Below are 14,159 nucleotides of genomic sequence, written 5' to 3'. Positions count from 1 at the left end.
AAATAATAACAGCAACAGCCCGCATTTCACAATGTGGGCTGTTGCTGTTATAGGAAGAACGTGTTTATTTCTTTGTTTCTGTCTTTATAACCGTCTTGGTTTTTACCTTGGTGCTCTGCACTTTGGGTGCTTCATGTGTTGTTGTAGTAGATGTTGTTGTGGTGCTACCACCTTCCATGGTATTGGTGGCGCCATTTGCAGACCCATCCATCGGAGCCTCGTCCGGCGAAGTGCCGGTGCTAGACCTTACTGTATCAGGTGTGGTGGTTACTGTGGTAGATGTTTCTGATGTTGGCGGCATTGCAGGTGCCGTGCTCATTGACGAGCTAGAGTCACTCATTGTAGACTCAGTGGTACTGCTACCGCACGACGTTACAAATAATCCCATCGTCAGGGCAAAAAAGCTGATTTGAATTGTTTTCATGGTTATTCTGTTTTGATATTTGCCTCTTTTATCAGGACTTATACTTTATGCCTTAATAACCATGCCGTCAAATAATAATTGGAATAATAAATAAGTTGTAGATATTACACCATCGGGCATCTTGTTTTTCCTTTAATCCTATAAATCCTGGTTCAGACAATCATTCAGATTAGCACACGCAAAAATAGCCCACATCTTTCGATGCGGGCTACAATATGATTGAGTAAGTAATTGATTACTTTACTGAAGCAGCAAGAGCTTTGAAAGTCTCAGGCTCGTTCATTGCCAGGTCTGCCAATACCTTACGGTTCAGGTCTATACCCTTAGCAGCAAGCTTACCCATAAATACTGAGTAGCTCATTCCTTCCGGACGAATAGCAGCGTTGATACGCACGATCCAAAGGCTGCGGTATTCGCGCTTCTTCAGTTTACGGCCTACAAACTTGTATCCAAGACCCTTCTCTAATACGTTTTTGGCAACGGTATATACGTTCTTACGCTTACCGTAAAAACCTTTTGCTTGCTTTAATATCTTTTTCCTTCTCTGGCGAGATGCTACTGCATTTACAGAACGTGGCATATCTAAAAATTAATGTCTTTTATTAAAATAATTTACTTTTTCACAGTTACCTGCTGCACAATATACTTGAGGGTATTAACCCATTACAAGCATACGCTTAACCAATGGCATGTTGCTCTTATGAACCAGGCCATGGATACGAAGGTGACGCTTGCGGCTTTTAGATTTCTTGGTCAACAAGTGACTCTTAAAAGCTTTGTACCTACGGATCTTGCCAGTACCGGTAACTCTGAATGTCTTTTTCGCACGTGAGTGCGTTTTCATCTTAGGCATGGAAATCAAATTTGGGACTGCAAAGGTAAGTAATTTTTGTTTTCAATATTTATTTTTTTGAACACATTTCACATATTTATTTTAGTAAATCAATTCAAGCCCTTTGCATACCTGATTATTCACTTATTATGTGTTCAGAAATTTCTGCAATATTAATCTACAATCGGGACTAATCATTTATTATTTTTACATCGTAAATACAAACAATGGCCATACTTCGATTCAGAATATATTGGGAAGACGACGACCTTACCTACCGCGACATAGAGATACAGGGTACACAAACCTTTTTAGAGTTCCATAAGGGTATAGTGCAGGCTTATGAGTTCGACGGTAAGCACCCGGCATCATTTTACGAGAGTAATGATAAGTGGGCTTATGGCAGAGAGTTCAATTCAGAAGTGTTGGTGAATAAGAAAGATGCACCGGCTTTGTCTATGACCCGCACCCCGGTGCAGGCACTGGTAGCCACTCCATCTCAGAAGTTTGTTTACGTGTATGATCCCGCAGGTAAAAAATGGACTTTCCTTGTAGAACTCCTGAACGTAAGCAAAGACGAGACTTACAGAAGAGTGTATCCGTTTGTGTTACGTAAAGAAGGTGTAGCGCCAGCTCAATATGGCATAAAGGGTGTGAATCCAAGTAAGCTCATGGAGATAGAAGAAAAGTACGACCTGGGAGCTGAAGACATGGCCGAAGGTTATGGTAATGAGGGCGAAGGCGGCAGTGATGATGGTGGTGCTGAAGAAAGTCACGTAGAAGATAACAGCCAGGATTTTTAAGCAATAGATGTTCAACTCATATAACAAGAAGGCGGTCGTAGGTCGCCTTCTTGTTTTTTAGAAATTATAGTAAACATTTTAAGCGAACCGTTTTTTCATATTGAAGCAACTCATAGTCATACAAGGTCCTACGGCAGTGGGTAAAACAGCAATAGCTGTTGATGTCGCCAAACGCCTGGGCACCAGCATCGTATCGGCCGACAGCAGGCAGTGCTATAAAGAAATGTCTATTGGCACTGCCAAGCCAACTATTGAGGAACAGCAAGGCATAAAACACTATTTTGTTGATGATTTTTCTGCTATTGATGCTTTGACTGTAGCTGACTACGAGCAGCTGGCCCTGGGGTATCTATCCTCCATTTTTGAAGCTTGTGATACTGCTGTGGTGTGCGGCGGTACAGGCTTATACATAAAGGCATTGTGTGAAGGCATAGACCCTATGCCGGCTGTAGATGAAGCCATAACTAAAGAGGTAAATGACCGGTATGCCAAAGAGGGAATTACCTGGTTGCAGGATGCGCTAAGTAAAGAAGATCCTGTTTATTATGAGCAGATGGAGATAGCCAACCCTGCACGCCTTATCAGGGCTTTGGTATTCATTCGGTCAACTGGAGCAAGCATCGCAGCTTATCGCACGAACACTAAAAAGCAAAGGCCCTTCAAGATCATCAAAGTAGGGTTGGAATTGCCACGGCAACAGCTGTACGACCGCATTAACCAACGCGTAGACATCATGATGGAGAATGGATTGGAAGTGGAAGCGCAAAGCCTATATACATCCCGTCATTTAAAGAATCTACAAACCGTTGGGTACGTTGAGCTATTTGATTATTTTGATGGTAAGAGTACGCTGGCATATGCAGTAGATAAGATCAAACAGAACTCACGTAACTATGCCAAGCGACAGCTCACCTGGTTTAAGCGCGACCCTGAAATAACATGGTTGATGGCGGATGATAAGTATGTTGTTGACAAGATACTTGAACTGATTGAATTGTAATTATAGCAACCGACAATGAACACCAACGAAATACTTCATCCCGGCGAGATACTTGTCTATGAGCTGGATGCAAGAGGTGAAGATCCTATTGCATTCGCTGTTCGAATAGGGATGTTCCCATCTGATTTTTTAGATCTGCTCAACCGTAAAGAATCTGTTACCGCTGACATTGCCCAAAGGCTCGAAAAAGAACTGAATATTTCCGTGCAATTCTGGCTTGATCTGCAGGCCGATTATGATCTGCGGAAAGTATAGGGCTTATTCGGTTGCAGGTCATCATTTTCGTTACGTTAGTCCATTTCTCCACAATTAGTATTAATTTGCTATGCGAAATAAATTTCATTTATGAATTTACGTTTACTCCTTACCTCTGTCGTTATACTATTATTTGCCTCATCAACTTATGCGGGTGCAGGGTATTGCGCTCATGGCAATAACAAAAGGGCGGCAAAAACTACTGTAGCCAGTCCTGCTGAAGATTACTACGATGTAAAGCATTTAAGATTCAACATTAATCTTACTGATACCTCGGTGTATGTAAGTGGCAATGTGATTACCAATGCAGTAGTTACGGCGTCATCAATGTCGGTCTACACCTTTGAGCTGGACTCTTCTTTTACCATAGATTCTGCATTTGTAAATGGTGCTATGTTGCCTGTTACTGCGGTTGGCTGGGTAAGAACAATGACGTTGCCAACAGCACTTATCGCGGGTACAGCGTTTAATACACAGGTTTATTACCATGGTTTGCCTCCGGGTGGCACAGGCGGTTTCTTTAATGGTATTACCCATTCTGTAAGCTCAGGCGGCACGCATATGGTATTCACCATCAGCGATCCATATGTTGCTAAAAACTGGTGGCCATGCAAACAATCTATACAAGACAAAATTGATTCAGTAGATATGTTCGTTACCGTGCCTGCTCATGTAAGAGATGGCAGCAACGGAGTTCTGCTCTCAATTGATTCCGTATCAACGCCAGGCTCATGGACATTCCACTGGCAAACTCATTACCCCATAGACTATTACCTTATTTCTGTAGCTGTTGCTAAATACAGAGAGTACCGATCTTACTGGCATTTTTCAGCGTCAACAGATTCTGTACTTATTCAGAACTTCTTTATTGATACGCCAACGTTCAATCCCGCGTACAAAGCCAATTTTGATAGTATAGGTCTATTCATAGATTACTTCTCATCGCTCTACGGTCGTTATCCTTTCTGGAGAGAGAAGTATGGAGTATGTTATACCTCACTGCCGGGCGGCATGGAGCACCAGACTATGACCACTATTGGTGTTCCTAATACTTACATTATTGCACATGAGTTGTGCCACCAGTGGTGGGGAGATAATGTTACCTACCAGGACTGGCGCGACGTGTGGTTGAGCGAAGGCTTTGCTACGTTTTCTGAAGCTGTATTCCTTGATCACTTTTGGTCGCCCGCTGCAGCAAAGGCACACAGGCAGGGGCTTCTGTATTCTGCTTTGGGCGATGCGTGCGGTAGGGTACTGGTTACAGATACCAGCAACAGCGATAGCTTATTTCATCAGCAGACAGTATATAACAAGGCACAGGCGGTTATAAGAATGCTTCAATACATAGCTCCTTCGGACAGTGTTTTCTTCAGCGTACTGAAAACCTATCAGCAGAACTATGCTCTGGGTCATGCTACTACCGCTAATTTTAAAGCGCTGGCAGAGGCCGCTTATGGTGTGCCGCTAGATACTTTCTTCAATCAATGGATCTATGGCAGGGGATATCCTATTTATAAAGTATCCTGGAATCAATCCGGGTCTACTGTATATGTTAAGTTGATCCAGACCCGGTCATGTCCGTCATACACCAATCATTTCAGTACTCCTGTTGAGATACAACTGCATAGCTTGTCGGTAGATACTTTTATAAAAGTTTACAATTCTCTCGATACTCAGATCTATATGTTCGACTGGGCGCCTACTATGACCAATGCATATCTTAACCAAAATGTTTGGACCATTCTTAAAATAAATGGTGCCATCACTCATGATACAAAGTTGAGTGTCGGGATGTTGGATCAGAAAGAGTTTAAAGTATACCCCAATCCTACTCAAAATCATTGGGAGCTACAGGATACCAATGAAGGGCTCGCACTTTCATTATCAGATATTACCGGCAGAATACTGTGGGAAGGTAAGAGTGCTCAGGGAACTACACAGATCCCCGGTGCCAAATTGCCGTCAGGTAATTACGTCTTAAGGATAACAGGTGGTAGCGAAGAGTCTAACCTGAAACTGGTTCATTGGTAAACTGAGCTTTGTTTTTCAAGTCTTATTTTCTCAGTTGATCAGACTTGTACATTGCCGGTTCATTAATTATTAGTTAGTTTTTATATTTTTACAGCATACTAAAATAAACAAAATGAAGAAATTATTACTCCTCGCATCAATTTGCGCAATAGGCGGTGCGGCCAATGCGCAGTTTGTGGCACGTCATACCGGTAGCCCGGTATTGCCTATCACAAAAAAGATGGTTGATCTTTCTGGTCCGATAGTAACTTCAACGCCGGCAAGACATGCGGCTGCGAAAACTACAGCACCGGCATTCTACACTCAGGATTTTAACGGAGGTCTTCCATCAGGTTGGACTACAGGTGTTATTTCAGGTCCTGGTACATGGCACCATACCACGGTAGCATCAACATCAAGTTTTCATCTGGCGGCTCTGGCATCAACTACCGCGGCTAATGGATGGATGATTTTTGATTCTGATTCATTAGGTGCGGCATGTGGTACATGTGCACCTGCCGGCTGGATGCAGACAGATGCTATCAATTGCGCTGCTCATACTACAGTACGTCTTAACTTCCAGGAACTGTATCGCAAGTATAATGACTCTTGCGTTATTTGGGTGAGTACTTCCCCAACTTTTACTACTTACACAAGATTCCCTGTGAGCTTCAATAATAGCCTGGCTACTAATGTAAGCACCGTTAATCCTAAAACATTACATATTAACATCACTTCAGCGGCCGCAAGCTCAGCTACAGTGTATATCCGTTTTGTACATTACGGTTATCCTGCAGGTTCTTATTCCTGGTCTGTTGATGATATGACACTGTCTGAAGTTGATCCTCACGATGTTGATGCACATGCCTCATTCCTGTACAACCCACAGGCTACAGCCTATAATTCTTCAATGTTCACAACTCCGTTGCAGTTCGTAGATTCTATCTACCCTGTTATATTGTTGTCTAATCAGGGTGCTAATGTTGAAAGCCCGATTGTTGGTGCACAGATCTACAATAGTGCTACTGCTGTTTACACGCAGACAATGCCTTATGCGGGTCTTGCTGTTGGTGCTGAAGATTCTATAGTTCAGTTCCCTGGCTTCAAGCCAACTGCTATGGGTAACTATTCTGTACCAATGGGTGCCAATATTACCGGCGATGCAGACCTTACCAATAATGTGGATAGCTCTTTCTTCACTGTCTCTGATACCACATGGATGGTAAATTCTGGTAAAGTTAGTGGTAGTTATTACCTGCACAGGGTTAGTCCTGCTCAGTCATATCTGCAGGGTGCGCGTTTCGATGTGCCTTCCACTGCTGTTGGCGATACAGTTTCAGGCTTTGGTGTAGCGTTTGCATCAACTAGTGTGCCTACTACCGGGTCAGCTTCAGTATCTGTTCAGTTGTACTCTGTACAGCAGGCTGGTACCAACTGGAATTTTGTAGCAACGTCGGTGAGTAAGCCAATTCTTGCTTCTGATATTTCTTCAACTACTTCTACTGTTTGGGCTTACTTCGCTATCGATCCTGTTGCATCAGGTGGTGTAGCTCAGTTCATTCTGCAGCCGGGTACTACTTATGCAGCAGTTGCGCAGATCAATGGTGTTACTACCGATCTGTTGGTGCTTTCATCAGCATCTCCTAATGCTACAGGTTTCGCCAGCTATTTCGGACAGTCAGATTCTTCGCTGAATGACGGTGGTAATGCTTCTTTCGGCTTAGCCAACGTAGCTACTGGTTTAACTAGCGTACCAATGGTGCGTATGTACTTTAGTAACATAGGCACAGTTGGTGTCAACGATATCAACAAGGTTGCTATTCTTACAAAGGCAACGCCTAATCCGGCTACTTCAGATTTTACAGTGTCATTCACTCAGGCGGTTCCTGCTGCTGCAGTTGTTAGCATTACTAACACTGTAGGACAGGTTGTTGCTACTCAGAATGTAGCGGCTACTACAAGTGGTTCTACTACTTTCAGTACAGCAAATTTACCTGCGGGTGTTTACTTCTACAGCGTTAATGCAGATGGTGGTCGTGCTACCGGTCGCATCGTTGTAGCTCATTAATTCTATTAGTATCGTTTTCAGGCTAATTAACTTCGTTTCCTGTAAGCAAATAAAAAAGGCGGTTCCATAGAGGAGCCGCCTTTTTTAGCTTTAGGGAATGAAACTTGCTCAGAAGACTTTATTAAAGTGAAGCACCTCTGTTAAAACTTTGGTAAGTTATAGTCTATAAGAGCAATAGAGTAAATGTTTTTTGCGGATTATTTGTATATATATATCCATAATAAATTATTGAGAATACGTGTAACTAGGTATATATCTTTAGATTACTGCTACGTGCTGAAAAACAAATTATCTTAGCCTGCACCCTTGTATTGCCACCATTGATCTATATTTCAATAGAATTGAATTGCTTTCCCTACACATTTGTCTGATTTGCAAACCGTTGAGATTCATTTAATGATAACTTATCATTGTGGTCACGATTTTTTAACGTTTTCTACCCCAATTGCACCAAACTAAATTTGTTTTTATAAAAATCTCCTTATCTTTACATCCGTACATTTGTACATTTATTATCTCCTTTTAAAAAAGAAACAAATGAAAAAAGTATTTTTACTCTTAACCATCGGCTCTATCGGCCTTGCTGCAACCGCACAGGAAAATCGCAGTAGTATTATGTTCCAGTCAGCTAAAATGAATGAGAAAGTTGCTCATGGCGTTTTAGATGGTAAATACAAAACTGGTGTAAAGGCAATAGCTGCACAGCACAGCGCAGCAGGCGCGGCTGCAGGTACTGCTAACAAAACAACAACTGTAAGCACTCAGCGTTGGTACAATTATGCAGACCTTCTTGATGCACAGACTGCACTGGATCTTAGTGGTAACACAACAGGTCTTACTGCTGTAACTATCTGGAACGATACATTGGGTCAGCTGAACTACACTTCAGGTTTGGCATACAACACCATGGTATCTGTTGGTAGTTTATTTATGCCTCAGGCTAAAGGTTTTAACGACGTTCAGTTTTTCACTGGTGAGATGCAGTTGACTACTGAAGCATTCCAGATCGATTCAATGATGTTGTTCGGTTTGTACCAATTCAATCCAGCTAAGACCGCTGTTGTTGATACATTGACTATCACTTACACACAGGGTTCTGTAGCTACTGCAAGCGATGATATCGATTTCGGTTGGTTTAGCGGTGCTGGTGCTGCTAGTTTGTTAACTGGCTATGGCTTGTCTTCAAGTGCAAGACTTTCTTTCGGTATGGTTCAGTATGATAGTGTAAAGAACACTGCTGCTGGTACAACTGCATATACTTTCAAGAAAACTATAGGCTCTCCGTCTTCTACAGCTGACTTCAAGTGGGGTGATACTACTACCAATGGTCTTTTCGCTGTAACTTTCAAATTGCCTGCAGCATTTAACGTAAACTCTATGAACCAGGTAGGTTATTCTATCTCTTTCAAGAGCGGTGATGCTTCTTTCGTTCCAGGTGATACCTTGAACGGAGAATACAACCACTATCGTCCTCTTTACGATTTCGTAGAAAACACTGCAGGTAATACATTGTTTGCTCCATACGATTCTACTGATCTTAACTCAGGCCAGTTCAAGACTTTGCCTAACTACGAAAACGGTTGGGGTGATGTTTACGTTCCAATGTATGCTTGGACTTCAGGTTCTAACGCGTCAGTATTGCAGCATAATGTTACTGCTTTCCACGTAGTTTGCGCTAGTTGCACTAAGATGGTTAACGTAACTGAAGTTGCTAAGACTGTAAGCAATACTACTGCAATGCCTAACCCTGCTTCTACAGAAGTTAAGATCGGTTTCACACTGTCTACTCCTTCTGCAGTTACAGTTGAGCTAACTAACACAGTTGGTCAGGTAGTTGCTACACAGAACGTTGCTAACACAACTAACGGTGCTGCTACTTTCAACACTTCTAACCTTGCTGCCGGTGTATATTTCTACACTGTTATCGCTAATGGCGAGCGCACAACAGGTCGTGTTGCTATTGCTCACTAATATTTGCTGAATTTTTTACTGAAAAGGGCAACGATTTTCGTTGCCCTTTTTTCTTTTTGGAAACAATATTCTATTATTGCAAAAGCATGTCCCTGTTCAGGAGCTGCAAAATGATATATTAATAATGGCAAAAAACCTTTTGATAGTTGAGTCTCCTGCTAAGGCAAAGACGATAGAGAAGATTTTGGGTAGCGACTTTGAAGTGAAGTCGTGCTATGGGCACATCCGCGATCTGGGGAAGGATAACATGGGTATTGATATTAAGAACGGATATAAACCCACCTACATTGTTTCTGAGGATAAAGAGAAGGTTGTAAAAGAACTGAAGTCATTAGCAAAGAAATCCGGCGAGGTTTGGCTGGCAACGGATGAGGACCGTGAGGGTGAAGCCATTTCATGGCATTTGTGCGAAGTATTGAACCTTGATCCCGCTACAACCAAGCGTATTGTTTTTCATGAAATTACTAAGCCGGCTATCCTTAAAGCTGTAGGCAATCCGCGTACCGTTAATATGGACCTGGTCAATGCTCAGCAGGCGCGCCGTATACTGGATCGTATCGTGGGGTTCGAATTGTCTCCGGTACTGTGGCGCAAGATGAGTATGCGTAATAATTTGTCAGCGGGTAGGGTACAGTCGGTGGCTGTGCGTATCATTGTTGAGCGTGAAAGAGAAATAACTAAATTCCAGACGCAGAGCAGCTTTAAAGTTGAGGCTGTTTTCAATGCGCCGGATATTAATAATAAGAAGGTAAATTTTAAAGCCGACGGCCCTGATAAATTAAAGGTAGCGGGCGATGCCCGTGCATATCTCGAAAAATGTAAGGGTGCTACTTATACTGTTAAGGATGTTCAGGTAAAGCCGGGTAAGAAGTCACCTTCAGCTCCGTTTACCACATCCACATTGCAGCAGGAAGCCAGTCGCAAGCTGGGTTATTCGGTATCCAAGACCATGTTGCTCGCACAGAAGCTATATGAAAATGGACATATCACCTATATGCGTACTGATTCGGTAAATTTATCAGAAACCGCAATAGATGCAGCTCGCCTGGCTATCAATGCTCAGTACGGAGAAAAGTATTTTCAGCAGCGTGTGTTCAAGAATAAAAATGAATCAGCACAGGAAGCGCACGAAGCCATCCGTCCTACAGACATGATGACTACCACCGTGGGAGATGCTGATACACACAGGTTATATGAATTGATCTGGAAGCGCACCATGGCCAGCCAGATGGCTGACGCTGTGTTGGAGCGCACCATTGCCAAGATAGGTATCTCTACGCATGCCGATCCCTTGACCGCTACAGGTGAGGTTATCCGTTTCGATGGCTTCCTTAAAGTGTATACAGAAAGCAAGGATGAAGAAGATGGTGAGGAAGAAACAGAAGGATTATTGCCACCATTGCAGGCTGGTCAGGTGTTGGATATGCAGCGTCTGGTAGCTACTGAGCGGTTCACTCGTCCGTTGCCAAGATATACGGAAGCTTCTCTGGTAAAGAAGTTGGAAGAGCTGGGTATCGGTCGCCCGTCTACTTATGCACCTACTATCAGCACTATACAAAACAGGGGCTATGTAGAGAAGAGAGATAAGGATGGTACAAAGCGCAATTACCAGATATTGATGTTGCAAAGCGACACGATAACTGAGAAGACAGATAATGAGAATGTAGGTGCTGAAAAAAGTAAGCTCTTCCCTACAGACCTCGGAATGGTCGTTTGTGATTTCCTCAAGGAGCATTTTGAGCGCGTAATGGATTACGATTTCACGGCTAAGATCGAAGCTGAATTTGATGGTATCGCTCAGGGCAAGCAGAAGTGGAATACGATGATCGATGAATTCTATCATCCGTTCCATGAAAACGTGGAGCATACTATAGAAACTGCAGGTCGTGCGAAGGGTGAGCGTGAATTGGGTGTAGACCCGCAGAGTGGAAAACCTGTATTTGCAAGACTGGGCCGTTTTGGCCCAATGGTGCAGATCGGCATCTCGGCGCCTGCTGGCGCTCCTGAAACGGAAGAAAAGCCAAAATTTGCCAAATTAAGGACTAATCAGAGCATTGAGACCATTACCCTGGAGGAAGCAATGGAGTTATTCAGACTTCCGCGTAACCTCGGGCAGTTTGAGAACGATGATATAACTGTAAATATTGGCCGTTTTGGTCCATATGCGCAGCATGCAGGCCAGTTCTATTCTTTGAAAAAGGAAATGGATCCTTACACTGTCGATTCAAGGGAAGTTGTTCCATTGATCGAAGAGAAACGTAAAGCCAAGGCCGAAAGCGAGATAAAGGTTTTTGAAAAAGAAAAGATCCGCATACTGAAAGGCCCATATGGTCCATACATCAAGCAGGGGCTACGCAATTTCAAGATACCAAAGGAACGTGCAGAGCAGGCTGCTACTTTTACAATTGAAGAGGTAAAGGCAATTATAGAAGATGTAAAGGCCAACCCTCCCAAAAAAGTAGCTGCCCGTAAGAAAGCTAAGTAAACGGCACTTGTAAAATAACTATACAATCAACTGATCCCTTTTGCACACCATGTGCAAAAGGGATTTTCTGTAAATGAAATTCTTTTTATAACATTTGCAGACTATTGCAATAGTAGGTAGGCGAGGGGCAACGGAAACACATTAGTTCGTAGAGACGCAAGATTTTGCGTCTCCACATGCTACAACATAACACTAACAAAACACAGAGGGAAAAAGACTACGTGGCAATACAAGTAAACAAAGAAGTAAAAGCGCTGTTAGCACTTATTGATGACCCCGATAACGAGGTATATGCTACTGTTGTGTCTAAACTCATGAACTACGGTCCCGAGATCATTCCATCACTGGAGCAGCTTTGGGAAGTAACCGTGGATGAAACGATCCAGCAGCGTATCGAACAGCTTATCCATGAAGTGCAATTTCAGGATCTGCAGCAGGATTTCTCTGAGTGGAGTAGGGCTGAGCAACCAGAGTTGTTGAGAGGGGCCATTCTTGTGGCACGTTATCAATATCCGCAGCTTAACGTGGCCGCTATTCTTGCCCAGTTCGATAAGATACGGAAGAACGTATGGCTGGAGCTCAACAACTATCTGGCGCCGTTGGAACAGGTGAATGTATTCAACAGTATCCTTTACAGCTTTTATAAGCTGCAGGGTCATGAGCTGTCTGAGCGCGACCCGAACCATTTCTTCATAAATAAAGTAATTGAAAGCCGCCAGGGCAATAGTTACACTATCGGTATCTTGTATCTGGCATTATGCGAGATCCTTGATATTCCCATTTTTGCTGTTGATATTCCGCGTCAATTCATCTTTGCCTATATATACATGCACCCCGATCTTTTCGCGGCCGATGATGATGACGTATTCCCGCACCACAAGGTGCAGTTTTTCGTAGATCCTATTGGTGGTGCAATATATTCACAGGGCGATGTAGATACCTATCTGCGCAAGATCAATGCAACAGACAGGGAATTGTACATGAATCCGATCATGAACAAAAAGATCATCTGGAAAATGCTTGAAGAGCTATGTCTTTGCTACCGGTATAAAAAGGAAGATGATAAGGCACAGGACATACAGCAACTTATGCAACTCATCAACGACGACCTGTTTGATGAGAAGGAAAAGGAAGATTGATTATATAGAAGAGTAGGCGTGTTATTTATTTTCACATCAACTCCATTGAGCATTTATTCTTCAATAGCTTTCTGCACTTCCTCAGGTTCCGGTAATTTTACTTTCTTTTTTGGTCGTTTTACGCCTTCGTCTACACCTATCAATATTGCCCATGCTTCAAGTCCCTCTACGCGTTCGCAGATCAATTTTATCATGCCCACTATGGGAATAAAAAGGAACATGCCGGGTATACCCCATACATACTCTCCTATTATTACGGCCAGTATAGTTACAAACGGATTCATTTTTACCCTTGCACCCACTATACGGGGCATCAGCACATTCGAATCTATGATGTGCAGCACCAGCATGCCCACACCGGCTTCCAGGGCCAGGTTCAGGCCGCTGTTTGCAAAGGTGACCAATGTTATAAATGCAGTTGCCGAATAAATACCAATGTATGGAATAATGTTCAATACTGCAGCCATTACGCCAAGCAATACCGCATATTCTACACCCATTATCAGTAATAGAGCCGAATTAGCTACACTCATGATCACCATCTCCAGGAGTAGCCCTGCTACATAGCTATTGATCATGGTCTTCGTTTCAAATATTACTTCAGTTACCTTGCTCTTATGCTCATCACTGAATAGTTTAATTGCAAAGTTCATCAATAGCCTGCGATGGAAAAGCATGAAGAAAGTAAAGATGAACACAAACACAGCCAGCAGCAAAATGCTGCTGATGGAAAGAAAGACGTTGCTCACAGAGTGTGCCGCGTTCTCCAATATGCTCGCTGCCGATTTATTGATGTAGTCGTTCTGAGTTGCCCTGTTGATGTGCATCTTAAAAGATAGCCAATGGTGCAGGTCGTTAAATATTGCCTGGAACCTCGTTTTCATTACCGGGAAATTATCGGCGAAGCTGGCTAGCTGTATGGATAGGAAGTAGATAAAAGTGGTAAGTATGGTTACAAATAGCAACAGACTAAGCATCGCAGCCATCCCTCGCCCCATTCTCCATTTCTGCTCCAGAAATCTGTTGAGCGGGTAGAGCAGTATAGATATGAGCAAGGCAAATACCAATGGTATAAAAATGCCGCTGCCTTGCTCAAGCAATAGAATAATAAGTACAAAAGAGATCAATATAAATGCAAGCCTTGCATAAAACGGCATTTTCAGGGTACCCAT

The 14,159-nt window shown here is 42.9% G+C and carries 12 protein-coding genes; 8 read left to right on the top strand and 4 right to left on the bottom strand.

The features are described from left to right. Positions 1-64 precede the first annotated feature (64 nt). From CJD36_RS17890 to rpmI, 3 genes are all read right to left on the bottom strand, one after another. A complete protein-coding gene (locus tag CJD36_RS17890) occupies positions 65-424 on the bottom strand; it encodes a hypothetical protein (protein WP_133162699.1) in 360 nt (119 codons plus the stop codon). Between the two features lie 235 nt (positions 425-659). Then, positions 660-1,004: a 50S ribosomal protein L20 gene (gene rplT, locus CJD36_RS17885; protein ID WP_105040567.1), complete on the bottom strand. Its 345-nt coding sequence runs from the start codon at positions 1,002-1,004 to the stop codon at positions 660-662. A 75-nt stretch (positions 1,005-1,079) separates the two neighbouring features. Next, the gene (gene rpmI / locus CJD36_RS17880; protein WP_105040566.1) at positions 1,080-1,277 is read right to left on the bottom strand and encodes a 50S ribosomal protein L35; all 198 of its coding nucleotides are present in this window, start codon (positions 1,275-1,277) and stop codon (positions 1,080-1,082) included. A gap of 206 nt (positions 1,278-1,483) precedes the next feature. On the opposite strand from rpmI, the gene CJD36_RS17875 reads away from it, so the two are divergent. The 8 genes from CJD36_RS17875 to CJD36_RS17840 all read left to right on the top strand — a co-directional run bounded on the left by CJD36_RS17875 (position 1,484) and on the right by CJD36_RS17840 (position 12,987). Then, entirely contained in the window at positions 1,484-2,059 is a 576-nt protein-coding gene (locus CJD36_RS17875) for an IS1096 element passenger TnpR family protein (protein ID WP_105040565.1), read from the top strand. A 100-nt stretch (positions 2,060-2,159) separates the two neighbouring features. Then, positions 2,160-3,059 (top strand): tRNA (adenosine(37)-N6)-dimethylallyltransferase MiaA, encoded by a 900-nt coding sequence (gene miaA, locus CJD36_RS17870; protein WP_240609377.1) that lies wholly within the window; start codon positions 2,160-2,162, stop codon positions 3,057-3,059. A gap of 15 nt (positions 3,060-3,074) precedes the next feature. Then, the gene (locus CJD36_RS17865; protein WP_105040564.1) at positions 3,075-3,314 is read left to right on the top strand and encodes a HigA family addiction module antitoxin; all 240 of its coding nucleotides are present in this window, start codon (positions 3,075-3,077) and stop codon (positions 3,312-3,314) included. Positions 3,315-3,404: 90 nt separating this feature from the next. Continuing rightward, positions 3,405-5,345, top strand: coding sequence for a M1 family aminopeptidase (locus CJD36_RS17860; protein WP_105040563.1), 1,941 nt, complete (start codon positions 3,405-3,407; stop codon positions 5,343-5,345). 112 nt (positions 5,346-5,457) lie between these two features. Further along, complete coding sequence (locus tag CJD36_RS17855) at positions 5,458-7,392, top strand: T9SS type A sorting domain-containing protein (protein WP_105040562.1); 1,935 nt, start codon at positions 5,458-5,460, stop codon at positions 7,390-7,392. 537 nt (positions 7,393-7,929) lie between these two features. Then, positions 7,930-9,363, top strand: a complete 1,434-nt coding sequence (locus CJD36_RS17850; protein ID WP_105040561.1) for a T9SS type A sorting domain-containing protein — start codon at positions 7,930-7,932, stop codon at positions 9,361-9,363. Between the two features lie 124 nt (positions 9,364-9,487). Next, positions 9,488-11,848, top strand: coding sequence for a type I DNA topoisomerase (gene topA, locus CJD36_RS17845; RefSeq protein WP_105040676.1), 2,361 nt, complete (start codon positions 9,488-9,490; stop codon positions 11,846-11,848). Between the two features lie 176 nt (positions 11,849-12,024). Next, on the top strand, positions 12,025-12,987 hold the full coding sequence (locus CJD36_RS17840; RefSeq protein ID WP_105040560.1) for a transglutaminase family protein: 963 nt from the start codon (positions 12,025-12,027) through the stop codon (positions 12,985-12,987). Between the two features lie 53 nt (positions 12,988-13,040). Here the strand turns inward: CJD36_RS17840 and CJD36_RS17835 are convergent, their stop codons facing one another. After that, positions 13,041-14,159 (bottom strand): AI-2E family transporter, encoded by a 1,119-nt coding sequence (locus CJD36_RS17835; protein WP_105040559.1) that lies wholly within the window; start codon positions 14,157-14,159, stop codon positions 13,041-13,043.

It is taken from the genome of Flavipsychrobacter stenotrophus, assembly GCF_002954265.1.
Classification (GTDB): domain Bacteria; phylum Bacteroidota; class Bacteroidia; order Chitinophagales; family Chitinophagaceae; genus Flavipsychrobacter; species Flavipsychrobacter stenotrophus.
This window is presented reverse-complemented; position numbering and strand designations above follow the sequence as displayed.